Raw genomic sequence first — 23,179 nt, 5'->3', positions numbered from 1 at the left:
TTAAGCATGCAGTTGTCTAGACAAGACGAGCCGGTGTACCGCGAACTCGCCGATATTTTGCGCCGTGAATTGAGCAGCTACCAGGCCGGCGACTTCCTGCCCGGCGAGGTGCACATGGCCGAGCGTTTTGGCGTCAACCGCCACACCTTGCGCCGCGCCATCGACGAGTTGGTGTTTGAAGGCAGCCTGTTGCGCCGTCAGGGCAAGGGCACCCAGGTGCTCGACCGCCCGCTGATTTACTCGATGGGCGCCGAGACCTCCTACAGCCAATCGCTGTCGGCCCAGGGCGTGGGCGTTGAGGCGGTGTTGCTCAAGCGCCGCTACTGCTACGCCAGCCGCGACGAAGCCCTGCATTTGGGCATCGCCGAGATGGCGCCGATGATCGAGCTGCAAACCCTGCGCAAGCTCGACCACCAGCCCGTCAGCCTGATCCGCCATCGCTACTGCGCCAGCCGTGCGCCGTTGCTGGCCGATTACACCGGCGGCTCCCTGCGCCAGTACCTGCGTGAACGAGCGCTGCCGCTGACCCGCACCCAAAGCCTGATCGGTGCGCGTTTGCCCAACCGCGATGAAGCCGCGCTGCTGATGATGCCTCGGCACTTGCCGGCCCTCACGGTGTTTACCCTTTCCTGCGATCGCGACGGCTGCCCGGTGGAGCTGGCGCAGTCCACCAGCCGTTCGGATCGCTTTCAGTACCAAGTGGTGACTTGAATGATGAATGTGTCCCCGCGACAACATTGGATCGGCGTATTAGCCCGCGCCCAGCTCAATGAACTGCAACCCCACGCAGCGGCCTTGAAAGACGCCGAATACCAACTGATCCGCGCCCCGGAAATCGGCATGACCCTGGTGCGCGGGCGCATGGGCGGTGACGGCGCAGCCTTCAACGTCGGCGAAATGAGCGTGACCCGCTGCGTGGTGCGCCTGGCCGACGGCCGCACCGGCTACAGCTACCTGGCCGGGCGCGACAAGCTGCATGCCGAGCTGGCCGCGTTGGCCGATGCCCATCTGCAAGGCACGCAACCGAGCCTGTGGCTCAGCGACTTGATCACCGCATTGGCCACTGCCCAAGCCAAACGCCGCGCCGAAAAACAAGCCGATACCGCTGCCACCAAGGTCGAGTTCTTCACCCTGGTGCGAGGAGAAAACTGATGAACGCTCACCTGTTGCAACCGGCGTTTGTCGAGCCGGTGCTGGATGCCCAGCGCGGTTTTCGTGCGGCCCTCAAGGCGCTGGCCGAACCCGGTTTGATCCAGCATCTGCCGTCCGCGCCACGCCTCGACGGCCTGGCGCCCGCCACTTATGCACTGTGCCTGGCCCTGCTGGATAGGGACACGCCGCTGTGGCTGGCGCCGAGCTTCGACACGCCGCTGATCCGCGCCAACCTGGCCTTCCACTGCGGTTGCCCGCTCACCGATAAGCGCGAAGACGCGGTGTTTGCGCTGCTGGGCGAGCAAGACCTGCTCGACCTCGGCGGCTTCGACCACGGCAACGACCGTTATCCGGATCAGTCCTGCACCTTGCTGGTTCAGCTCACCGACCTCGAATCCGGTCGCGGCCTGCACTGGCGCGGCCCAGGGATCAAAACCCAGCGCCTGGTCAACCTGCCGGTGCCGCAAGCCTTCTGGCCGGAGCGCCAACGCCGCGAAGCCTTCCCGCGTGGCCTGGACCTGTTGTTCACCGCCGGCCACCACCTGATCGGTCTGCCGCGCAGCAGCCGCATTGCACAGGAGCACGCCTGATGTACGTAGCCGTCAAAGGTGGCGAACAGGCCATCGACAACGCCCACCGCCTGCTGGCGAAAAAACGCCGGGGCGATACTGCGATTCCCGAGTTAAGCGTGACGCAAATCCGCGAGCAATTGCCGCTGGCGGTGGCGCGGGTAATGACCGAAGGCTCGTTGTTTGACGAAGAGCTGGCTGCGCTGGCGATCAAGCAGTCGGCAGGGGATTTGGTCGAGGCGATCTTCCTGCTGCGCGCCTACCGCACCACGCTGCCGCGCTTCAGCCCGAGCCTGCCGATTGATACGTCGCAGATGTGCTTGAGCCGGCGCCTGTCGGCCACCTTCAAGGACGTGCCCGGCGGCCAACTGCTGGGCCCGACCTTCGACTACACCCACCGCCTGCTGGATTTTTCGCTGTTGGCCGAAGGTGAATACCCAGGCCCGCAGACCACGGCCGATGCGCAGATTGAAGCCTGCCCGCGGGTGCTCGGTTTGCTCGCCAAAGAAGGCTTGATCAAAAACGAAGCCGACGACAACGCCAGCGTCGCCGACATCACCCGCGACCCGTTGGAATACCCGGCCAGCCGCGCCGAGCGCCTGCAAGCCCTGGCCCGTGGCGACGAAGGCTTTCTGCTGGCGCTGGGCTATTCGAATCAACGCGGTTACGGCCGCAATCACCCGTTTGCCGGTGAGATTCGCATCGGCGACGTCGAAGTGTGGATCGACCCCGAAGAGCTGGGCTTTCCCATCTGCCTGGGCAGCATCGAAGTCACCGAGTGCGAGATGGTCAACCAGTTTGTCGGCTCGGCCACTGAGCTTGCACAGTTCACCCGTGGTTACGGCCTGGCGTTTGGGCATGCCGAGCGCAAGGCCATGGGCATGGCGCTGGTCGACCGCTCGCTGCGCGCCGGGGAATACAACGAAGAAGTCGTTTCACCGGCCCAACGTGAAGAGTTTGTGCTGGCCCACTGCGACAACGTCGAGGCGGCGGGTTTTGTCTCGCACCTCAAATTGCCTCACTACGTGGACTTCCAGTCCGAGCTGGAACTGATCCGCAAACTGCGCCAACCGGCCGAGGGCAACCGCCATGAATGACTTGAGCCAACCGGCTGTGCGCGACCCGGCGTACAACTTCGCCTACCTCGACGAACAGACCAAACGCATGATCCGCCGCGCCTTGCTCAAGGCCGTGGCGATCCCGGGTTACCAAGTGCCGTTTGGCGGCCGCGAAATGCCATTGCCTTACGGCTGGGGCACCGGCGGCATGCAGTTGACCGCCGCGATCCTCGGTGATGAGGACGTGCTCAAGGTGATCGACCAGGGCGCCGACGACACCACCAATGCCGTGTCGATCCGGCGCTTTTTCGCCCGCACGGCGGGGGTTGCCACCACCGAAGCCACGCCTGACGCCAGCGTGATCCAGACCCGCCACCGCATCCCGGAAACGCCGTTGCAGGCCGGTCAGATCATGGTTTACCAGGTACCGATTCCCGAGCCGCTGCGCTTTATCGAACCCTCGGAAACCGAGACTCGCACCATGCACGCCCTGAATGACTACGGGGTGATGCACGTCAAACTCTACGAAGACATCGCCACCTTCGGCCATATCGCCACCAGTTACGCCTACCCGGTGATGGTCGATGAGCGCTACGTGATGGACCCGTCGCCGATCCCCAAATTCGACAACCCCAAACTCGACATGAGCCCGGCACTGATGCTGTTCGGCGCCGGTCGCGAAAAGCGCCTGTACGCGGTGCCGCCGTACACCCAGGTCACCAGCCTGGACTTTGAAGACCATCCGTTCGAAGTGCAGAAGTGGGCGCACAACTGCGCCATTTGCGGCAGCCACGATTCCTTTCTCGATGAACTGATTCTCGACGACGCAGGAACCCAGAGTTTTGTGTGTTCCGACACCTGGTATTGCGCCCAACGAGTCAAGGAGAACAACCAGTGAGCCAGCCTTTGCTTCAAGTACGTGAGCTGTCGTTGCTGTACGGCCCGGAGAAGGGCTGCCAGGGCGTGAGCTTTGATCTTTACCCCGGCGAAGTGCTGGGCATCGTCGGCGAGTCCGGCTCGGGTAAATCCACTTTGCTCTCGTTGTTGAGCGGGCGTTTGCCGCCGCAAGCCGGCAGCATCGGCTACCGCAGCAAGGACGGCGAATGGCTGGATTTGTACAGTGCCAGCGAAGCCGAGCGCCGCACCTTGCTGCGCACCGAATGGGGTTTTGTCGAGCAGAACCCACGGGACGGCCTGCGCATGGGCGTGTCGGCCGGTGCGAATATCGGCGAACGCCTGATGGCCCAAGGCGTGCGCAACTATGCGCAACTGCGCGATGCCGGTCTGGACTGGCTCGGCCAGGTGGAAATCGACCCGCAGCGCATCGACGATTTGCCGCGCACCTTCTCGGGCGGCATGCAGCAGCGCCTGCAAATCGCCCGCAACCTCGTCTCCAGCCCGCGCCTGGTGTTTATGGACGAACCCACCGGCGGCCTGGACGTGTCGGTGCAAGCGCGCCTGCTCGACCTGTTGCGCGGCCTGGTGCGTGAGCTGGATCTGGCGGTGGTGATCGTCACCCACGACCTGGCCGTTGCGCGTTTGCTCGCCGACCGCCTGATGGTGATGCGCCGCTCCCGCGTGGTGGAAACCGGGCTCACCGACCAGATCCTCGACGATCCACAGCACCCTTACTCTCAACTGCTGGTGTCTTCGGTATTGCAGCCATGACAAATGCCTTGATCGAGGTCCGTGACCTCTCGAAAACCTTCACCCTGCATCAGCAACACGGCGTGGTGCTTAACGTGCTGCGCGGTGTGGCGTTCAGTGTGCAGGGCGGTGAATGCCTGGTGCTGCATGGCCAGTCCGGCGCGGGTAAAAGCACCTTGCTGCGCACGCTGTACGGCAACTATTTACCGGCGGGCGGCAGTATTCGTGTGCAGCATGCCGGTGAGTGGCTGGAGCTGGTCGGCGCCGAGCCGCGTGACATTCTCCAGGTGCGCCAGCAGACCCTCGGTTACGTCAGCCAGTTTCTGCGCGTGATCCCCCGCGTGGCCTGCCTGGACGTGGTGATGGAGCCGGCCCTGGCCCGTGGCTGGTCGAAGGCCGATGCGCAGGCCCGCGCCGAACTGTTGCTCACGCGGCTGAACATCCCGCAGCGCTTGTGGCCATTGGCGCCCGGCACCTTCTCCGGTGGCGAACAACAGCGCGTCAACATCGCCCGCGGCTTCATGGTCGCCTGGCCGGTGATGTTGCTGGACGAACCTACCGCGTCCCTGGATGACAACAACCGCCAGGTGGTGCTGGAACTGATGAACGAAGCCAAGGCCGCCGGCGCGGCGCTGATCGGCATCTTCCACGACCGCGCCGCCCGTGAAGCGGTCGCCGACCGCCATTTCGACATGACCCCTGCAGCCGTTGCCGAAGAGGAATACGCCCATGCCCGCTGAACAAATCCTCACCAATGCCCAGGTCGTCACGGCTGAGCGCATGTTCCTGGGCACGGTGGTGCTGCGCGACGGCAAGCTTGTCGACATCGCCGAGGGCCGCAGCCAGTTGCCCCAGGCCCAGGACCTGGGCGGCGATTGCCTGTTGCCGGGCCTGGTAGAGCTGCACACCGACAACCTGGAAAAACACATGACCCCGCGCCCCGGCGTGGACTGGCCGTCGATCTCGGCGGTGCTCAGCCATGATGCGCAAATTATCGCGGCGGGGATCACCACGGTGTTCGACGCGGTGTCCATCGGCGATGTGAACCCCAAGGGCAACCGCATGAAAAAGCTGCCGGCGATGCTCGATGCCATCGCCCAGGCTGAAGATGCCGGCCTGACCCGCGCCGAGCACCACCTGCACCTGCGCTGCGAGCTGTGTCACCCGGACACCCTCAGCGTGTTCCGCGACCTGGTGGAAAACCCGCTGGTGCGCCTAGTGTCGGTGATGGACCATTCGCCGGGCCAGCGCCAGTTCGTGCTCGAATCCAAGTACCGTGAGTACTACATGGGCAAGTACCACCTCAACGACGAAACCATGGACGCGTTTATCGTGCTGCAAATGGCCAACTCCAAGGCGTACAGCGACCGCTATCGCGCCGCCATTGTTGCGCATTGCCTGGAACGCGGCCTGTCGGTGGCCAGCCATGACGACGCGACGCTGGCACACGTGGAAGAATCGGCGGGCTATGGCATGACCATTGCTGAATTCCCCACCACGCTGGAGGCGGCCAAGGGCTGCCAGGCGCTGAACATGAAAGTGCTGATGGGCGCGCCGAACGTGGTGCGCGGCGGGTCGCACTCGGGTAATGTGGCCGCCGCCGGCCTGGCTGCCGAGGGATTGCTGGATATACTTTCCAGTGATTACTACCCGGCCAGCCTGTTGCAGGCGGCCTTTGTACTGGCCGATCAACAGGATGGCGGCGACCTGTCGCGGGCCGTCAAGATGATCAGCCTGGCGCCTGCGCAAGCGGCGGGCCTCAATGATCGCGGTGAAATCGCCATTGGCCTGCGAGCGGATCTGGTGCAGGCCCGCCGTTGCGAAGGGCTTCCTGTAGTGCAACAAGTCTGGCGACAGGCGAAGAGGGTGTTTTGATGGCAGGCAGGTTGATCTATCTCATCGGGCCATCCGGTTCGGGCAAGGACAGCCTGCTGGATGCCGCACGCCCGCGCTTGGCCGAGCGCGGCTGCCGCATTGTGCGCCGCGTGATCACCCGTTCGCCGGAAGCGGTGGGCGAGGCCGCGCAAGGGGTGAGCCCCGAACAGTTCGCCGCGCTGCTGGCCGAGGGCGCGTTTGCCCTCAGTTGGCAGGCCAATGGCTTGTGGTATGGCATTCCCAAGGCCATCGACGAATGGCTGGCGGCGGGGGACGATGTGCTGGTCAATGGCTCGCGTGCGCACCTGGCGCAAACCCGTGAGCGCTATCCGAGCTTGCTGGTGCTGCTGTTGACGGTGGATCAGGCCGTGTTGCGCCAGCGCCTGACGGCGCGCGGGCGCGAGTCCCAGGCCGATATCGAGGAACGCCTGGCGCGCAATGCGCGGTTCACCGCCGATTTGATCGCAGGCAATGGCGCCGGCTTGTCCGTGCTCGACAATTCCGGCCCGCTGGAAAACACCGTCGAGCGTTTGCTTTGCTGCCTTGATCACGGGCACACGGCATGCGCCTGACCTTGCTGGGCACCGGTGACGCGCGGCAAGTTCCGGTATATGGCTGCGAGTGCGCGGCGTGCGGTTTGGCGCGCACCGATGCCAGCCTGCGCCGCCGCCCGTGCAGCGCGTTGATCGAATGCGGCGAGCAGCGCTGGTTGATCGACAGCGGCTTGCCCGACCTCTGCGAACGCTTCCCGCCGCGCAGTTTCAATGGGATTTTGCAGACCCACTATCACGCCGATCACGCTCAGGGTTTGTTGCACCTGCGCTGGGGCCAGGGTTTGATCATTCCGGTACACGGCCCCGCCGACCCGGAGGGTTTGTCCGACCTCTACAAACATCCGGGCATCCTCGATTTCAGCCAGCCGTTTGCCGAGTTCGAAACACGGCAGTTTGGTGAGCTGAGCGTCACTGCATTGCCGTTGCAGCATTCAAAGCTGACCTTGGGTTATCTGCTCGAAGGCGAGGGGCGGCGCATCGCCTACCTCACCGACACGGTGGGCTTGCCGCCGGCCACGCGGGCCTGGTTGCAACGGGAACCGTTGGACGTGTTGGTACTCGACTGCTCCATGCCACCGCAGCCGCAAACGCCGCGTAATCACAATGACCTGACGCTGGCGTTGCAGAGCATCGAAGAAACCGGCGCGCAGTTGGGTGTGCTGACCCATGTGGGGCACACCCTGGATGCGTGGCTGCTGGAACACCGACGCGAGTTGCCACGGCATGTGACGGTGGCATGGGATGGCCGGATTATTTGAACACCACATAACCCTGTGGGAGCTGGCTTGCCAGCTCCCACAGAAAAGCAGTTCTTCGGTGCATGCAAATCCGCCGCCGACCTCATATTCAAAACTGCATGCGGTCAACTGTGGGAGCGGGCTTGCTCGCGAATGCGGTGTGTCAGTGACAGATGAGCTGACTGACCCACCGCATTCGCGAGCAAGCCCGCTCCCACCTTTGGTCTTTATTGTCCGGCAGGTTGTATTCCAAAGCGCGCTGCAAACGCCTTGCGCCCCTTGGCCGTGACGCCCAGCGCGCGGCTGTCCAGATCCTGGGTCACCCAGCCGCGACGAATCACACACTGCAAAACCGCTGCGCCCAGTGCCCCGGCCAAATGCGGGCGGCGCATGCTCCAGTCCAGGCAGGCACAGGCGAAACGCCGACGCTGCGCACGCAACGCAGGCAGATCCAGCCCCAACGCGATCATCGCGGTTTCGCCGGACTCCGTCAGCGCATAGGTGCCGTCACCAACCAGCCAACCAGAGGCGATGAAATGGTCGTGCAGTTGCACCGCCAGTGTCCCGGCCATGTGGTCGTAGCAGGTGCGTGCGAGCTGCAGGCGGTTGGGCGTGCTGGGCACAAATGCCTGGGCGGTGTTGCGGCTGATCACCATCAACCCTTCGATGGCCTGGGCCACGTGCGCGCCGGCGAGGCTGTAGTAACGATGGCGGCCCTGGGTGTGCAGCGTGAGCAGGCCATCGTCCTTGAGCCTGGCCAAGTGGGCGCTGGCCGTCGAGGTGCTGACGCCGGCAATCACGGCCATCTCGGTGCTGGTGCGCGCATGGCCATCCATCAGCGCACAGAGCATTTTGGTGCGCGCAGGCTCTGCTATCGCACCGGCGATTTGTGAGAGTGCCGCGTCATCATCAAAGGCGTTCATATTTCGTTCCTGAGCGAATCATTGCTGCGTGGGAGCGCCGATAGTAACGCTTCTTCAAGCACAGGACGTCCCGGATGACACCGCTGCAAGCCGCAACCCATGTAGATCCCTATCCGTATTACGCAAGCCTTAGGCGCGATGCAGAACTGATGTTCGATGCCGAACTGGGCCTGTGGATCGCCAGCCGCGCCAAGACGGTGGAGGCGGTGCTGGCATACCCGGATTGTCGCGTACGCCCGTTGCATGAGCCGGTGCCCAAGGCGATTGCACAGGGTGCGGCGGGACAGGTTTTTGCGCGGTGGATGCGCATGAACGAAGGCCCGGCGCATCGATGCCCTCGGGCGGCGATTGAGCCGGCGTTAGCGGCTGTGGCGGCGACGGCCATCGCCGAGCGGGTCGCTCGGTTAATCGACAGCGTGCAGAGCCTGGATGCGCTGATGTTTACCTTGCCCGTCTCGGTGGTCGCGTCGCTGCTGGGGTGCCCGGCGCCACAGTTGGCGCGTGTCGCCGGGCTAACGCGGGAGTTTGTCGCGGGCCTTTCACCGCTGAGCAGTGAAGCCCAGTTGTGCAATGCGCAGGCCGGTGCGTCGCAGTTGCAGCAGATGTTTTGTGCGGTGTTGGAGGAAACCGCACTGCTGGCCCATATTCGCAGCGGCAACTGGGAGGACACGCAGGTATTGACGGCCAATCTGATCGGGTTGTTGTCGCAGACCTGCGAAGCCAGCGCCGGGTTGATCGGCAATTCACTGGTGATGCTCGCGCGCCAACCTGAGCGGGTGGCGCAGATTGTGCGCACGCCAACCCTCGCCACGGCGCTGGTGGAAGAAGTGGCTCGTTACGATTCACCGGTGCAAAACACACGGCGATTCGTGGCGGCGCGCTGCACCATCGGCAACCGGGTGTTGGCGGCGGGAGAGAGTGTTTTAGTCCTGCTGGCGTCGGCCAATCGGGACGCCGAGGCCAACCCCAATCCTGACAGCTTCCTGTTGGAGCGCGCGCAACGGCGCCTGTTCAGCTTTGGTATAGGGCGCCATCAGTGCCCAGGCCAACAGATGGCGTTGACGATCGCCGCGCAAGCGCTGTTGGCCTTGCTGCGTCATCAGCCCGATTTGCTGGCTGACGCTGGCCGGTTTTGCTACTGGCCCTCGCTTAACGGTCGTATCCCCAGGTTCAGTGCTGCGGCGCCAAGCCAGTAACCCTTCTGCATTTCAATATTCAGCAAAACACCCGCCAGTCCGGCCAACAAAAACTGTGCTTGAGTAAAGATAACTCTAGGGTTATTTTTATTCAGGCCAAGCCAAGGAGGCTGGGGTGCAAAGCAGGTTATTGATCAAGGAGCTGCAAGAGGCGGGTTGGGTGCTGGATCGGGTCACGGGCAGTCATCATGTTTTTACCCACCGCTATAACCCGTACACGATCCCGGTGCCTCATCCCAAAAAGGACCTGCCTATGGGCACGGTCCGCAGCATCCGCAAGCGCGCCGGGCTGATTCAGTTTTAAGGAGAGCATGCATGCAATACCCAATGTGTATCGAATGGGGCGATGACTTCACCGCCACCGGTATTCAGATCCCCGATATTCCAGGCGCGGTCACCGCCGGAGACAGTTTTGAAGAGGCGTACAACGCCGCGGTAGAAATCGCCCACATCATGCTGCAAGAGATCGCGGCCGAAGGTGGCGCAATCCCGATGCCGACGTCAGTGGCCAATCACCACGCCCACGAAGACTACGCCGGGATGGGCTGGGGCATGCTGGAGTTGGATATCTCGCCCTACCTGGGCAAGACCGAGAAGGTCAATGTGACCTTGCCCGGTTATGTCATTCAGCGAATCGATCGCTATGTGCGTGAGCACAAAGTCAAAAGCCGCTCGTCATTTCTGGCGGATGCGGCGCTGGAGAAGTTGGTGCGTTCCTGAGGGAAACAATGCATGGACCTGCGCGGGCGGACAGCAACCGGTTTGCCCAACCTGCCCGAACAGGTTGCTTCCTGCAGGCGTGTGTCCAAGTGCCTAACGTGTTTATTTTTTTATGTAAGAAATTAATAGTCTTTTAGTGGGGTTGCCCTCGCGCGTTATTTGCTGTGTCAGTGCTGATCAACTATCAGTTATTTATGAGTTGCGTTGAAAGTTCTGCTGGCTGTGTCCGAAAAATTCTTGTTTTGTTTAACTTTTTTGTTTTTTTTGTTGCTTCGGTCCTACACATTAAGTCGTGTTTTTGTTTGCAATGAATAAGGTGTTGTCTGGCTTTTTCGAGCGTGCGAATTTAGTGGTGATTCATTCGGATGCTCATGTATTCCCACAAAAGGAAGTGAGGATCGATGGGTTGAATTAATTTGCAGTTATTTTTTGGAAAAGAGGATTTTGGATAATGAAACTACCTGTTTCAAACGTGGGTTTGCGGGCGTATGAACCGCCTAGGGACTCGGGAGGGTTCACCGTTTTAAATAGGCCCGGTAAAGCGATGAATTCCCCGTACTCTACTGTGCAGGGTTATCGAAGCAGTGCGCGTATTGTCTTTGAACATAAGGCTGGCACGTTCAATACTTATGCGTCACGGTCAAGGGAAAGTGTGTGTGATGGTGACGTAAGTGCACGGTTCTCCAGAAGCATTCGCGAGAAAATTTCCTTTGGGTTTAATCTGGTCAGTGGCTTTTTTAACTTTTTTGTAAAAAAACTCCATGAGTTTAAAACGCTATTTATCCAATGTGTAGATCCGAAGCCTGAGCCATGTCCGCCGCCAAGACCGAAGCCTGAGCCATGCCCGCCGCCAGAACCGAAGCCTGAGCCGTGCCTGCCGCCAAAACCAAAGCCTGAGCCATGTCCACCGCCAGAGCCTGAGCCCGAGCCATGCCCGCCGCTAGAGCCAGAGCCTGAGCCATGTCCGCCGCCAGAACCTGAACCCGAGCCGTGCCCGCCGCTAGAGCCAGAGCCTGAGCCATGTCCGCCGCCAGAACCTGAGCCCGAGCCATGCCCGCCGCCAAAACCAAAGCCTGAGCCATGTCCGCCGCCAGAGCCAGAGCCCGAACCATGCCCGCCGCTAGAGCCAGAGCCTGAGCCATGTCCGCCGCCAGAACCCGAGCCCGAGCCATGCCCGCTGCCAGAGCCTGAGCCCGAGCCATGTCCGCCGCCAGAACCTGAGCCCGAGCCATGCCCGCTGCCAGAGCCTGAGCCCGAGCCATGTCCACGGCCAGAACCCGAGCCTGAGCCATGCCCCTTACCAGAACCGTGGAAAGGTGCTGCGCAGGCCACCCCATATGACTTCAACTCGAACAGCGAAGCTGGCGCCAGGTCAGTTGACAATGCCATTGGTGGTTCCGGTAATGACCGGATCCTCGGCTACGAGGCAGACAATGTACGGATCAGTGGAGCGGGGGCTGACACCTTGAGTGGCGCAGGTGAAAGCAACGTCTTTAAATACAATTCGGTTTCTGACTCCGCTTACGGCAGTGCAGACCTGCTCACGGACTTCAAAACGGGTTGGGACAAAATCGACCTGCGTACTATGGCTGAGTCGGCGGGTGTCAAACTGAGCCTTGTGCATGGTTTTACGGGCAGGCCCGGTGACACCGTCATTAAATACAATTCGGATACCGGACGTTATTTTTTGGCGGTCGACCTGTCGGGTAATTTTAGAAGTGACTTCCTGATCAAGAGCAGTCGACCCGTCAGCCCGGAAGACGTTATCGGGCTATCCTGAAAAGTGCACATTGCGTTGACCATCCTGAGCTAGCGCCTTGCGCCTCCTCCAGCAGGCTGCTTAGGCACGCCGCTCGGCTCACGCGCTGATTGCGCTGGTCAATCGCTCTTCTTGACAGGCTTGATACGGACTCGCGTCGTGATCAAGCCTGTCTTTCAATCAGTGCGGCACAGCAAAGGTTAAGGCATACGCACGTGTGCATGTCGCCCACTTTGTCTGGTCGTCAGCCCTGGGTGTTGCCTTTCTGAACGGTGCATTTCACGGATAAGCCGCGCAGCCGCGAGTCTGTCGAAACCCATACAACTCCCTTATTCGTGCGTGAACAAGCGGGTAGATCCCGACCTCAAGCGCCAGCAGCTTGCGTTGATGGCTGAGCGGTCGGCTGCTTTCTGACTCAGCTTTGTTGCCATCGCCGGTCCTGGCGATAAGTGAACGGCGGCATGCTATTTGATGGTCAGGCTATTTTGCTGGCGCGTTGGGCATGTCTGTCCCCATTCTGACTTTCAAGTCTTCAGCGTCTGGTCTGTCAGATGGATCACCCGTTACGGTGCATAGAGTTACTGCAACGGGACAGACGAAATTATCGATGTTGCGATTGTTTGACTCTTCCTTCGGTTCATATTAAGGGTTCTTATCCTTGCGGACTAAGTTGTGTAGGAAGTGCTGGTGGGGTGCTTATATGTTCGCGTGCAGGGTTTGTCTGGTTGTGAGTAACGTGTTGACATTGAAATTGTTATTAGTGTGTTTTAATTTTTTTATTTTAATCTAAATCAACGAGTTGTGGCTCGCGGTGGTGCGCGGTTGTTGAGTGTGCAGTTTCAAAGCGTTGCGGCGAAGTGCTTAAACTGTTTTGAAGTTTTAAAGTATGTCCTGCTGAAATAATTGGCGTCTGGTGCGATAAGGTTTGCTGTGCGAACTTTGTGTTGCGCCGATAACTACTGCCGCTCTTGTGAAGCGGGAGGTCGGCATCTTGAATTGGGCGATGGTTCATTTCGAGTTTGATTCGCATGAGGACTTTTGTTTATGAGAGTACCAGAGCCACTCGCTATCAACGGTGCTGGACAGCAGGCGCTTGCTTCCCAAGTAAATGTCAGCCCAGAGCGGCCCGTTGAGGCGTATACCCGGAACAGCAATAAACGCGTACTGACGACAGAACAAGCCGGAGCGCATATTACCCGCAGTGGGTTTCGATTTAATGATCGTGATGGCGACGGGAAAATTGACTTGTCGTTTCGGATCTCCAAGGGGTTCACGCCGCAGCAGGCCGATCAGGCCAGGCAGGCACTGCAATCCTGGCAGGATGTCGCCAATGTGACGTTCACTGAACATGCGCAAAAGGCTGACGGCGAAGTCAGCGTTGATGACAGGCCTGGAACATCAGGGGGTGAGGCGTCGCTCCCGACTAAATATATGAACCGAACGTTTGCAAAAATTGGCACGGCCAACGCGGGCGCCAACCCGGCGTTAGGCAGTTTTTTTCGAGAAGTGCTTATTCACGAAATTGGCCACGCCGTCGGGTTGGAGCACCCTGGAAAGTATAATGGGTATGGCAACTATGATAAGCACGCGGAATATGCCGGGGATACCAGGGCGCGTTCTGTGATGAGTTACTTTTCGGAAAAAAACCAGCCGGGACATAACTTCAGTTCGCTGCATCCCTCAGCGCCGATGATGGATGATATTGCGGGTATTCAGAAGCTCTACGGAGCCAACACTAAAACCCGTAACACCGATACCACGTATGGGTTCAACTCCAATACCAATCGCGAAGCGTTGAGTTTGAAATCGAATAGCGACAACCCTGTTTTTTGTGTATGGGACGGTGGCGGGAATGACACATTGGATTTTTCCGGGTTTTCACATAACCAGAAGATCAATCTTAATGCTGAGTCGTTTTCAGACGTGGGCGCGTTGAAGGGTAACGTCTCGATTGCCAAAGGCGTTACGTTGGAAAACGCTGTGGGAGGCGCGGGGAACGACTCTTTGGTGGGTAACCAGGTCGCCAATCGCCTCAAGGGAGGAGCGGGAGCCGATCGGTTGCAAGGTGGTGGCGCAGGAGACACTTTCGTCTATGACCGGGCCAGTGACTCCACACTTGATAACCCCGATGTGATCCTGGATTTTGAGAGCGGCGCAGACAAGATTGATGTCTCTGCGGTCATGAAAAGGGCAGGCATCAGCAGCCTTAAATTCGTTGAGCGGTTAAACGGTCAACCCGGCCAAGTAGTGCTCAAATACGACGAAGGCAGCCGTGAAGGAAGCTTGTCGCTGGACCTGACGGGTAACGGTAAGACAGACCTGTTCATAAAAAGCATTGGCCGGATGAAAGCCAGTGATGTGTTGTCCCATGAGGGAACCCCAGCGACAGATCCTGAGCCCAAGCCGAAAGAGCCCAAGCCTGAACCCAAGGAGCCCAAGGCAGATCCGCGTCCTGAACCCAAGGAACCCAAGCCAGACTGGTGTGAGCCGAAACCCGATCCCTGTAAGCCGAAGCCGGACCCATGCAATCCGAAGCCGGACCCATGCGACCCGAAGCCGGCGCCACGCGACCCGCAGCCAGATCCACGTGATCCGAAGCCGGCGCCACGCGACCCGCAGCCAGATCCACGTGATCCGAAGCCAGACCCTCGCGATCCGAGGCCTGACCCACGCGACCCGCAGCCAGACCCTCGTGATCCGAAGCCGGCCCCACGCGACCCGCAGCCAGACCCTCGTGATCCACAGCCGGCCCCACGCGACCCGCAGCCAGACCCTCGTGATCCGAAGCCGGACCCATGCGACCCGAGGCCAGACCCATGTGATCCGAAGCCCGTCCCACGCGATCCAAGGCCGGACCCTCGTGATCCGAAGCCGGCCCCACGCGACCCGCAGCCAGACCCTCGTGATCCGAAGCCGGCGCCACGCGACCCGCAGCCAGACCCACGTGATCCAAAGCCGGCCCCACGCGACCCGCAGCCAGATCCACGTGATCCGAAGCCGGCGCCACGCGACCCTCAGCCAGATCCACGCGATCCGCAGCCGGCGCCACGCGACCCGCAGCCAGATCCACGTGATCCGAAGCCGGCGCCACGCGACCCGCAGCCAGATCCACGTGATCCGAAACCGGACCCATGCGACCCGAGGCCAGACCCATGTGATCCAAAGCCGATGCCACGCGATCCAAGGCCGGACCCACGTGATCCAAAGCCGGACCCACGTGATCCAAAGCTGGACCCTCGTGATCCGCAGCCAGACCCGCGTGATCCGAAGCCGGTGCCACGCGATCCGAGGCCGGACCCACGTGATCCAAAGCCGGACCCACGCGACCCGCAGCCAGACCCTCGTGATCCGAAGCCGGACCCACGCGATCCGCAGCCAGACCCTCGTGATCCGAAGCCGGACCCATGCGATCCGAGCCCGGCTCCATGCGATCCAAAACCTGACCCATGCGAACCGGCACCGACCTCATGTTCTTTTGGTCTTTCGGACCCTCGCAGGCTACTGGCTGGCGCCTCGTACGTGAAACAGGCACATAGCGTGAAGGCCGGCGCTGGAGAACGCTCACCACTGTTGGTATCGGCCACTCGGAAGTCGCCTTTTTCAACGCAGGCTTGGGGCGCGAATCAGTTCACAGGTAGCAGTGCGTGGAAGACGTAAAGTGAAGTCCCATGTTTTAAGTAAATGGCCCTTTCGCGACCGTTGAATAGTTTGGTTTCCACAGGTTGTCGGTGTTCGAGATATAGCTGACTTATTCAGACGGTTTGGCGTGCCCGTGCGACGTATCGTTATAGTCTCGCACTTTTCGTTGGTACCTTGAGTTTGGTGAGTGTGGATAATCAGGAGGAAAGTAAAATGGCTTGTTTGTGAACGTTATTCGATCCACTAAGCCTGACAGCAATTGTTGGGTTGGCAGGCGTGCTGTTGATTGATTGTTGAGTATTTAAAAGTTCGCGAGTGTTACAGCTGCGAAATGTTGGGCTGTTGTATTTTTTTATAACTAATCGAGAAAGTCTAATTATGATTAATGTTAATTCACCCGTATTGAATGCCTTTGTGAACACCTCGAATCTGGCGCCTGCACCGTTATCGGCGGCACCATCGGCTAGCCCTGTCGACCCTGCACCCGCCAACAAGGGTGATGTGCATTCGAAAAGCAATGAACAGTCCTCGATGGGCGATAAGTTGCTGAGTCTTTCTGCGCCGATGACAGGTGGGCCGACCAGTTTGCAGCGGATGTACGGATCGAATTTCAATCCTGACGCACCCAGGCTGCTCCAGGCTGGAGAACCAACCCTGGGCACCGGGTTTCTCTCAGGTATGGATGGGTTGAATCACCACGTTTTCACTGCCAACTGTATGCCCCAGCCAGAAGTTGATTTGGACCCGATCAAAGACGGCGCCACTCCGGCTCCAGCGGGTCAGGGTGGCAAAGGCGGCGTCACTCCGGCCCCGGCGGGTCAGGGCGGCAAAGGCGGCGTCACTCCGGCCCCGGCGGGTCAGGGCGGCAAAGGCGGCGTCGCTCCGGACCCGGCGGGTCAGGGTGGCAAAGGCGGCGTCGCTCCGGCCCCAGCGGGTCAGGACGGCAAAGACGGCGTTACTCCGGCGCCAGCGGGTCAGGGTGGCAAAGGCGGCGTCGCTCCGGCCCCTGCGGGTCAGGACGGCAAAGGCGGCGTCGCTCCGGCCCCAGCGGGTCAGGACGGCAAAGGCGGCGTCGCTCCGGCCCCAGCGGGTCAGGATGGCAAAGGCGGCGTCGCTCCGGCCCCAGCGGGTCAGGATGGCAAAGGCGGCGTCGCTCCGGCCCCAGCGGGTCAGGGTGGCAAAGGCGGCGTCGCTCCGGCCCCAGCGGGTCAGGGCGGCACAGACGGCGTCACTCCGGCCCCGGCGGGTCAGGGCGGCAAAGGCGGCGTCGCTCCGGCCCCAGCGGGTCAGGGCGGCAAAGGCGGCGTCGCTCCGGCCCCTGCGGGTCAGGGTGGCAAAGGCGGCGTCACTCCGACCCCAGCGGGTGAGGACGGCAAAGGCGGCGTCACTCCAACCCCAACCGGTAAAGGTGGCAAAGGCGGCATCGCTCCGACCCCACCGGGTCAGGGCGCCGTGATCAACCCGCCCGTTACTCAGCCCAAAGGCAAGCCCCTGGCAGATGACACCACCTATGGCTTCAACTCCAATACCGGAAGGCCGGAGATGACGCTCACATCGGCCTCCGTTAAACCGCAGTTCAATGTCTGGGATGACCGTGGGGTAGATACGTTCGACTTTTCCGGCTTCGAGCAGGATCAAATCGTCGACTTGCGTGGGGGGGCGGCTTCCAGCGTGGGTGGGATGAGGGAGAACGTGCGGATCGCTGAGAAGTCGGTGATTGAAAATGCTATCGGCGGGAGTGGTAACGACCGGCTTATCGGCAACAGTGCGGATAACGTGCTGACAGGCGGTGCAGGGGCCGACACTCTGGTGGGCGGTGGGGGCTGGAATACCTTCAAGTTCAACGCGTTCACCGATTCTACTCGTGCCAATGCCGACTTGCTGTTGGACTTCAATAGCGGCCAGGACAAGATCGACCTGTCGCAAATGGCGATCGACGGCAAGGTCACCTTCAACTTCGTGGATGCCTATTCGGGGCAGGCGGGCGATACCATTATCAAGTTCAATCCGCAAACGGGGCGTTACCTGCTGGCGATAGACCTGGATGGGGATGGCAAGACCGACTTCCTGATTAAAAGCACCAAAATGATCAGTCCGGAAGATGTGGTGGGTTTGAAGATTCCAGAGGGCGGTTATTTGTGATGCCTTAAGCCGGTAGCCGTAAAGGCGGCCGTTGGCTTAGAGAGTGGGCAGGGCTTGATCGAGGTTTGATCAAGTCCTGCCTTTTTGCGTGTTGAACGATCAGGCGGCGGTCGCCAGAACGCCACGTGACGCACTCAAAAACCGCAACAACGCCACCAGCGGGAACGCACTGCCCACCAGCATCACACCCAGCCAACCGCCGTGTTCATACACGCTGCTGGCAATCGCCGAGCCGAAGGCGCCGCCGATGAAGATGCTGGTCATGTACAGCGCGTTCAGGCGGCTGCGGCTGTTGGCGTCGAGGGCGTAGACGGCGCGTTGGCCGAGCACCATGTTCATCTGCACACAGAAGTCCAGGACCACGCCGGTCACCGCCAGGCCGATCACGCTGTACAACGGGTGCACCAAGGCTGGCAGAAAACTCAACGCGGCAAACAGCATCGCCAGCAGTGAGGCGCGGTGCGTGTGCCCGGCGTCTGCCAGGCGCCCGGCAATAGGTGCGGCGATGGCGCCGAGGGCGCCGACCAGGGCAAACAGGGCGATTTCGCTTTGGCTCAGGCCATGGTTACGCGCCAGCTCCAACGGTGCGGCGGTCCAGAACAGGCTGAAGGTGGCGAACATGCAGCCCTGGTAGAAGGCCCGCTGACGCAGCACCGGTTGTTTGCGCAGCAAGGTGCCCAGCGAGCCCAGCAGTTGGCCATAGCTGGCGCTGTGGTCGGGCTGGCGCTTGGGGATAGTCAGCATCAGCACGGCACTGATAAACACCATCACTGCAGCCGCCGCCATGAACATTGCACGCCAGCCAAAGTGGTCCGCCACCAGGCTCGACACCGGCCGCGCCAGCAGGATGCCCAGCAACAGGCCGCCCATGATGCTGCCGACCACCCGGCCGCGGGACTCGGCGGGCGCCAGGTGCGCGGCCAGCGGGATAAGAATCTGCACCGAGACGGAACTGAAGCCGATCAGCAACGACACAAGCAGGAACACATTCGGCTGCTCGGCAAACGCTGCACCCAGTAGGCTGGCGATGGCCACCAGGTTGGTGATGATCATCAGCTTGCGGTTTTCCAGCAGGTCGCCCAGGGGCACCAGAAAGAACAGGCCCAGGGCGTAACCGATTTGCGTGAGTGAGACGATCAGGCTCGCCAGTGCCGGGGTCAGGCCGATGTCCGGCGCGATCAGCTCGATGATCGGCTGGGCGTAGTAGATGTTGGCAACAATGGCGCCGCAACAGAACGCAAACAGCATCACCATGCCTCGGGTCATGGTGCTTGAAGCGTGTGAGGTAGCCGTCATGGTTTTCTCGTTAAAGCGAAGGAAGGTGGCGTGCGAGAGTAAAGACAACGCCAGCGCCGGTGTAGAGCGCGCGCATTGATATCACTCATGCCGCAAATTAATGACTGAATCGTTAACTTTTGGGGCAAGCGCCAATGATACATTCAGGCATAACTGTCGAAACAGGAAATCCATTGCGATGAAAATCACGCTGAACAAGATGCTCCTGGCCTCCACCCTGGCTGCGGCCATGGCCATTGGGCTGGCCAACGCCGCCGAGGCCCCACGGGTTGGCGTACGCGGCGCCATTACTGCGATGGACGGCGACGCGATGCACGTCAAGGTCAACAGTGGTGAAGAGGTGGTGGTGCATCTCACGCCGGCCACCCAGGTACGCGCCGTCACCCTGGCCAAGATCGATGAGATCAAGCCCGGCAGCTACATCGGCTCGGCCGCCATGCCGAACGCCGATGGCACCCTGACTGCGCTGGAAGTCCACGTATTCCCACCGGCCATGGCCGGCACAGGCGACGGGCACCGCGCGTTCGACTTGAAAGAAGGCAGCAGCATGACCAACGGCACGGTGGGCGACCTGGTGGTCAGCAACGGGCGCACCCTGACCGTGAAGTACAAAGGCGGCGAGCAGAAGATTGTGGTGCCGGAGGATGTGCCGATCGTGAACCTTGAGCCGGGCGATCGCAGCTTGCTCAAGGCGGGCGTGAAGGTGGTGTTGTTTGCGGCGCAAGCGCCGGATGGGACCATTACGGCCCAGGCGATCTCAGCCGGCAAGGATGGCGTGACACCGCCGATGTAACCGCCAAACACAAAAACAAATGTGGGAGCTGGCTTGTGTGGGAGCTGGCTTGCCTGCGATAGCATCACCCCCGTATGCCTGATACACCGAGGTGTCTGCATCGCAGGCAATCCAGCTCCCACAGTTGACTGCATTTCTTCAGTTAGAGCGATTTATTGCCCGCTGTAGATCTGGTCAAAAACCCCACCATCATTGAAGTGGGTTTTCTGCACGGTGCGCCAGTCACCAAAGGTCTTCTCCACCGACAGGAAGTCGACTTTCGGGAAGCGGTCGGTGTACTTGGCCAGCACTTTAGGATCACGCGGGCGCAGGTAGTTGTTGGCGGCAATTTCCTGGCCTTCCGGCGACCACAGGTACTTCAGGTAGTCCTCGGCTGCGACGCGGGTGCCTTTTTTGTCGACCACTTTGTCGACCACCGACACTGGCGGCTCAGCTTCGGCGGAGACGCTTGGGTAGATCACTTCGAACTGATCACGGCCGAATTCACGGGCGATCATTTCCGCTTCGTTCTCGAAGGTCACCAGCACATCGCCGATCTGGTTGGTCATGAACGTGGTGGTGGCGGCACGGCCGCCGGTGTCCAGCACTGGCGCATGTTTGAACAGCTCGCCGACAAATTTCTTGGCCTTGTCTTCATCACCGCCGTTTTTCAGCACATAACCCCAGGCCGACAGGTAGGTGTAGCGGCCATTACCCGAGGTCTTCGGGTTGGGCACGATCACTTGCACGCCGTCTTTGAGCAGGTCGGGCCAGTCCTTCAGGGCCTTGGGGTTGCCTTTGCGCACGATAAACACGGTGGCGGAGGTGAACGGCGCGCTGTTGTTCGGCAGGCGCGTGACCCAGTTGTCCGGCACCAGTTTGCCGTTATCCGCCAGGGCGTTGATGTCGGTGGCCATGTTCATGGTGATCACATCCGCCGGCAGACCGTCGATCACCGAGCGCGCTTGTTTGCTGGAACCGCCGAAAGACATCTGCAGGGTCAGTTTGTCGTTCGGGTGCTCGGCTTCCCAGTGCTTCTGGAAAGCGGCGTTGTAGTCTTTATAGAAGTCGCGCATCACGTCGTAGGAGACGTTAAGCAGTGTGACCGGTGCGGCTTGCACGGCACCAGCCAGGGCCAGGCCCGCGGCCAGAAGAGAGGCGCTGAGGATTTTTTTCACTGCTCATTCCTTGTTGTTCGAGAGAAGATTGGGGGCAATTTGCCAGCAACTATAGCCGGGCCTGCATAGGCGTTTAAAGATTAAAACGTACTGTGCTTATTCCACTTTATGAAACAGGTTGCTGCCGCAGCGCGAGCAAAACGCCGCGTTCGGTTCGTGGCTGTTTTTCTTGCACACCGGGCAGTCGTGTTCCAGCTGTTCACCGCGCATGGCGCTGGCCAGTTCAGCGGTAAAAATCCCGGTGGGCACGGCGATGATCGAGTAACCGGTGATCATCACCAGCGACGAAATCACCTGGCCCAGCGGCGTCTTCGGCACGATATCGCCAAAGCCTACGGTGGTGAGGGTCACGATCGCCCAGTAGATGCCCTTGGGAATGCTGGTAAACCCGTGCTCCGGGCCTTCAATCACATACATCAGGGTGCCGAAAACCGTGACCAGGGTGCACACGCTGACCAGGAACACCACGATCTTCTGCTTGCTGCCGCGCAGCGCCGCCATCAGGTAGTTGGCTTGTTTGAGGTACGGGCTGAGCTTGAGCACGCGGAAAATCCGCAGCATCCGAATGATGCGGATAATCAGCAGGTACTGGGCGTCGCTGTAATACAGCGCGAGGATGCCGGGCACGATGGCCAGCAAGTCCACCAAGCCATAAAAGCTGAAGGCGTAGCGCAAGGGTTTGGGCGAGCAGTACAGCCGCAAGCCGTACTCGATGGCGAAGATCAGCGTGAAGCCCCATTCGATATAGGCCAGCACATTGGCGTAGTTCTGGTGGATTTCGTCGATGCTGTCGAGCATCACGATCACAATGCTGGCAAGGATGATCAGTAGCAGGATGCCGTCAAAGCGCCGCCCGGCTGCGGTGTCGCTTTGGAATACCATCACATAGAGGCGCTGGCGCCAGTCGCTGTTGCTGTCCATAAAACCTGCCTGAATCGAATATCGAGCAAGCCTAGGGGGATTCGAACGGGCTGTCCACGCGGGTTTTGAACATCCGCTGCGTGGCGCGCACCAGCCAGCAGGCGAGGATAAACGGCGCAGTCAGCGCAGGCAGGTGCAGGGCGGCAAAACCGGGCGTGAGCATGAGCGCCAGCAGGATGCCCAGCGGTGGCAGCCACGGCTGGCGGCGTGATTGGCTCAAAGCCAGTGCCGCCAGCGCCGGGTTGTAGCTGTGCAAGCCGAGCAGGGCGCTGGCAGGTTCGTCCATCAGTAGCGCCATCAGCACGCCACTCACGGCGCCGATCAGCGCCCATAGCGCGGCGCGACGGTTGGCCAGCAACAGACCGAGCGCAATCAGGACGCCGGCCAGGGGCTGGTCCAGCAGCATGACTTGCGCAAGGCCGGTAAAGGGCGCACTGACCACAGACAGAACGTCGGGCTCGACCAGCGCGAACTCAGGCTGAGGCACGCTGCCGATCAGCAGCCAACCCAGGCCGACAAAGGGCGCGGTGTACGCAGATAAGTCATCCGGCTGGCGGGCATGTTTCAACCATAGCCGCGTGAGCATCGCACTCAGGCCGCCGCACGCCAGAATCAGCGGCGGCAGCAACGCCGACCAGGCGAAGTGCTGGCTGATCAACACACCCAGCAGTACGCCGTTGTAGCTGTACAAGCCAGCCTGGCGTTCGGCCTTGGGGTAGCCCCGGCGTTGGGCCGTGAGCAAACCGGCGAGGCCACCCAGCAACGCCCCGCCGAGCAAGGCCGGGGCGCCGATCAGGATGGCCAGCAGGCACAGCAGGCCACACAGCGGCTGGCGTTGCAGGAATATCTGGCTGAAGCCGTTGAGCAGGGCTTCGGCCCAGTCGGGGCAGGTTGGGTTGTGCATGGTGGTTAGTCAGTGAGACCGAGTTGCCCTTATCGCAGGCAAGCCAGCTCCCACACTTGGCTGTGTTCACACATAAGGAAGTGTGAACCCAATCCACTGTGGGAGCCGGGCTTGCCCGCGATGAGGCCCTTACAGAC

Annotated in this window: 26 protein-coding genes and 1 pseudogene; 18 read left to right on the top strand and 9 right to left on the bottom strand. The window is 60.8% G+C overall.

Annotated elements, in window-relative coordinates; genetic code table 11:
* Positions 1-6: 6 nt before the first annotated feature.
* From phnF to phnP, 10 genes are read left to right on the top strand one after another with little or no spacing between them, the layout of a single operon-like run.
* Positions 7-711 carry a phosphonate metabolism transcriptional regulator PhnF gene (gene phnF / locus ASE80_RS00175; protein WP_164488388.1) on the top strand — a complete coding sequence of 235 codons (705 nt, stop codon included), beginning with the start codon at positions 7-9 and terminating at the stop codon, positions 709-711.
* A gap of 3 nt (positions 712-714) precedes the next feature.
* Positions 715-1,152 carry a phosphonate C-P lyase system protein PhnG gene (phnG, locus tag ASE80_RS00170; RefSeq protein ID WP_056857632.1) on the top strand — a complete coding sequence of 146 codons (438 nt, stop codon included), beginning with the start codon at positions 715-717 and terminating at the stop codon, positions 1,150-1,152.
* Positions 1,152-1,742: a phosphonate C-P lyase system protein PhnH gene (gene phnH / locus ASE80_RS00165; protein ID WP_056857137.1), complete on the top strand. Its 591-nt coding sequence runs from the start codon at positions 1,152-1,154 to the stop codon at positions 1,740-1,742. Before phnG ends, phnH begins: the two co-directional genes overlap by 1 nt.
* Positions 1,742-2,818, top strand: a complete 1,077-nt coding sequence (locus ASE80_RS00160) for a carbon-phosphorus lyase complex subunit PhnI (RefSeq protein ID WP_056857136.1) — start codon at positions 1,742-1,744, stop codon at positions 2,816-2,818. Before phnH ends, ASE80_RS00160 begins: the two co-directional genes overlap by 1 nt.
* Positions 2,811-3,677 (top strand): alpha-D-ribose 1-methylphosphonate 5-phosphate C-P-lyase PhnJ, encoded by an 867-nt coding sequence (locus ASE80_RS00155; RefSeq protein ID WP_056857135.1) that lies wholly within the window; start codon positions 2,811-2,813, stop codon positions 3,675-3,677. Before ASE80_RS00160 ends, ASE80_RS00155 begins: the two co-directional genes overlap by 8 nt.
* Entirely contained in the window at positions 3,644-4,447 is an 804-nt protein-coding gene (gene phnK, locus ASE80_RS00150; RefSeq protein WP_371920490.1) for a phosphonate C-P lyase system protein PhnK, read from the top strand. Before ASE80_RS00155 ends, phnK begins: the two co-directional genes overlap by 34 nt.
* Entirely contained in the window at positions 4,444-5,166 is a 723-nt protein-coding gene (gene phnL, locus ASE80_RS00145; protein WP_056857133.1) for a phosphonate C-P lyase system protein PhnL, read from the top strand. Before phnK ends, phnL begins: the two co-directional genes overlap by 4 nt.
* Positions 5,156-6,301 carry an alpha-D-ribose 1-methylphosphonate 5-triphosphate diphosphatase gene (locus tag ASE80_RS00140; RefSeq protein ID WP_056857132.1) on the top strand — a complete coding sequence of 382 codons (1,146 nt, stop codon included), beginning with the start codon at positions 5,156-5,158 and terminating at the stop codon, positions 6,299-6,301. Before phnL ends, ASE80_RS00140 begins: the two co-directional genes overlap by 11 nt.
* Complete coding sequence (gene phnN, locus ASE80_RS00135) at positions 6,301-6,873, top strand: phosphonate metabolism protein/1,5-bisphosphokinase (PRPP-forming) PhnN (RefSeq protein ID WP_056857131.1); 573 nt, start codon at positions 6,301-6,303, stop codon at positions 6,871-6,873. The genes ASE80_RS00140 and phnN overlap by 1 nt, the downstream gene beginning before the upstream one ends.
* Positions 6,864-7,613: a phosphonate metabolism protein PhnP gene (phnP, locus tag ASE80_RS00130; RefSeq protein ID WP_056857130.1), complete on the top strand. Its 750-nt coding sequence runs from the start codon at positions 6,864-6,866 to the stop codon at positions 7,611-7,613. The genes phnN and phnP overlap by 10 nt, the downstream gene beginning before the upstream one ends.
* 206 nt (positions 7,614-7,819) lie before the next feature.
* Here the strand turns inward: phnP and ASE80_RS00125 are convergent, their stop codons facing one another.
* A complete protein-coding gene (locus ASE80_RS00125) occupies positions 7,820-8,515 on the bottom strand; it encodes an ArsR/SmtB family transcription factor (RefSeq protein WP_056857129.1) in 696 nt (231 codons plus the stop codon).
* A 74-nt stretch (positions 8,516-8,589) separates the two neighbouring features.
* Here ASE80_RS00125 and ASE80_RS00120 point away from each other — a divergent pair, with 74 nt between their 5' ends.
* From ASE80_RS00120 to ASE80_RS00110, 3 genes are all read left to right on the top strand, one after another.
* Positions 8,590-9,711 (top strand): cytochrome P450, encoded by a 1,122-nt coding sequence (locus tag ASE80_RS00120; RefSeq protein WP_056857128.1) that lies wholly within the window; start codon positions 8,590-8,592, stop codon positions 9,709-9,711.
* Positions 9,712-9,826: 115 nt separating this feature from the next.
* On the top strand, positions 9,827-10,015 hold the full coding sequence (locus tag ASE80_RS00115; protein WP_056857127.1) for a type II toxin-antitoxin system HicA family toxin: 189 nt from the start codon (positions 9,827-9,829) through the stop codon (positions 10,013-10,015).
* A gap of 11 nt (positions 10,016-10,026) precedes the next feature.
* Positions 10,027-10,431 carry a type II toxin-antitoxin system HicB family antitoxin gene (locus ASE80_RS00110; protein ID WP_056857126.1) on the top strand — a complete coding sequence of 135 codons (405 nt, stop codon included), beginning with the start codon at positions 10,027-10,029 and terminating at the stop codon, positions 10,429-10,431.
* A gap of 779 nt (positions 10,432-11,210) precedes the next feature.
* Here the strand turns inward: ASE80_RS00110 and ASE80_RS31265 are convergent.
* Complete coding sequence (locus tag ASE80_RS31265) at positions 11,211-11,723, bottom strand: hypothetical protein (RefSeq protein ID WP_236708800.1); 513 nt, start codon at positions 11,721-11,723, stop codon at positions 11,211-11,213.
* On the opposite strand from ASE80_RS31265, the gene ASE80_RS31260 reads away from it, so the two are divergent.
* Positions 11,609-12,211, top strand: coding sequence for a M10 family metallopeptidase C-terminal domain-containing protein (locus tag ASE80_RS31260; RefSeq protein ID WP_236708796.1), 603 nt, complete (start codon positions 11,609-11,611; stop codon positions 12,209-12,211). The two genes, ASE80_RS31265 and ASE80_RS31260, sit on opposite strands and share 115 nt — an antisense overlap.
* 760 nt (positions 12,212-12,971) lie before the next feature.
* Here the strand turns inward: ASE80_RS31260 and ASE80_RS30580 are convergent.
* Together ASE80_RS30580 and ASE80_RS31255 are read right to left on the bottom strand one after the other, a co-directional pair.
* Positions 12,972-13,220 (bottom strand): hypothetical protein, encoded by a 249-nt coding sequence (locus tag ASE80_RS30580; RefSeq protein WP_133257299.1) that lies wholly within the window; start codon positions 13,218-13,220, stop codon positions 12,972-12,974.
* The gene (locus ASE80_RS31255) at positions 13,199-13,540 is read right to left on the bottom strand and encodes a hypothetical protein (protein ID WP_236708799.1); all 342 of its coding nucleotides are present in this window, start codon (positions 13,538-13,540) and stop codon (positions 13,199-13,201) included. Before ASE80_RS31255 ends, ASE80_RS30580 begins: the two co-directional genes overlap by 22 nt.
* A gap of 81 nt (positions 13,541-13,621) precedes the next feature.
* Here ASE80_RS31255 and ASE80_RS31250 point away from each other — a divergent pair.
* Positions 13,622-14,536 (top strand): annotated as a pseudogene (locus ASE80_RS31250) (M10 family metallopeptidase C-terminal domain-containing protein); the annotation flags it as partial.
* 283 nt (positions 14,537-14,819) lie between these two features.
* Positions 14,820-15,713 (top strand): hypothetical protein, encoded by an 894-nt coding sequence (locus tag ASE80_RS31245; protein ID WP_236708798.1) that lies wholly within the window; start codon positions 14,820-14,822, stop codon positions 15,711-15,713.
* A 788-nt stretch (positions 15,714-16,501) separates the two neighbouring features.
* Here the strand turns inward: ASE80_RS31245 and ASE80_RS31240 are convergent.
* On the bottom strand, positions 16,502-17,467 hold the full coding sequence (locus ASE80_RS31240; RefSeq protein WP_236708797.1) for a hypothetical protein: 966 nt from the start codon (positions 17,465-17,467) through the stop codon (positions 16,502-16,504).
* Here ASE80_RS31240 and ASE80_RS30575 point away from each other — a divergent pair.
* Positions 17,372-17,971: a M10 family metallopeptidase C-terminal domain-containing protein gene (locus tag ASE80_RS30575; RefSeq protein ID WP_236371748.1), complete on the top strand. Its 600-nt coding sequence runs from the start codon at positions 17,372-17,374 to the stop codon at positions 17,969-17,971. The two genes, ASE80_RS31240 and ASE80_RS30575, sit on opposite strands and share 96 nt — an antisense overlap.
* A 99-nt stretch (positions 17,972-18,070) precedes the next feature.
* Here the strand turns inward: ASE80_RS30575 and ASE80_RS00085 are convergent, their stop codons facing one another.
* A complete protein-coding gene (locus ASE80_RS00085) occupies positions 18,071-19,267 on the bottom strand; it encodes an MFS transporter (protein ID WP_081321498.1) in 1,197 nt (398 codons plus the stop codon).
* A 178-nt stretch (positions 19,268-19,445) separates the two neighbouring features.
* Between ASE80_RS00085 and ASE80_RS00080 the strand changes: the two genes are divergently transcribed.
* Complete coding sequence (locus ASE80_RS00080; RefSeq protein ID WP_056857120.1) at positions 19,446-20,060, top strand: DUF5666 domain-containing protein; 615 nt, start codon at positions 19,446-19,448, stop codon at positions 20,058-20,060.
* Positions 20,061-20,212: 152 nt separating this feature from the next.
* On the opposite strand, the gene ASE80_RS00075 is transcribed toward ASE80_RS00080, so the two are convergent.
* The 3 genes from ASE80_RS00075 to ASE80_RS00065 form a co-directional block, all read right to left on the bottom strand.
* On the bottom strand, positions 20,213-21,217 hold the full coding sequence (locus ASE80_RS00075) for a sulfate ABC transporter substrate-binding protein (RefSeq protein ID WP_056857119.1): 1,005 nt from the start codon (positions 21,215-21,217) through the stop codon (positions 20,213-20,215).
* Between the two features lie 96 nt (positions 21,218-21,313).
* Positions 21,314-22,138, bottom strand: a complete 825-nt coding sequence (locus ASE80_RS00070; RefSeq protein WP_056857118.1) for an ion transporter — start codon at positions 22,136-22,138, stop codon at positions 21,314-21,316.
* 31 nt (positions 22,139-22,169) lie between these two features.
* Positions 22,170-23,042, bottom strand: a complete 873-nt coding sequence (locus tag ASE80_RS00065) for an urea transporter (protein ID WP_056857117.1) — start codon at positions 23,040-23,042, stop codon at positions 22,170-22,172.
* Positions 23,043-23,179 lie beyond the last annotated feature (137 nt).

The organism is Pseudomonas sp. Leaf15 (assembly GCF_001421425.1).
GTDB classification, from domain to species: Bacteria; Pseudomonadota; Gammaproteobacteria; order Pseudomonadales; family Pseudomonadaceae; genus Aquipseudomonas; species Aquipseudomonas salomonii.
The sequence above is the reverse complement of the archived record's forward strand: the minus strand, read 5'-3'. Positions and strand labels throughout refer to the sequence as shown.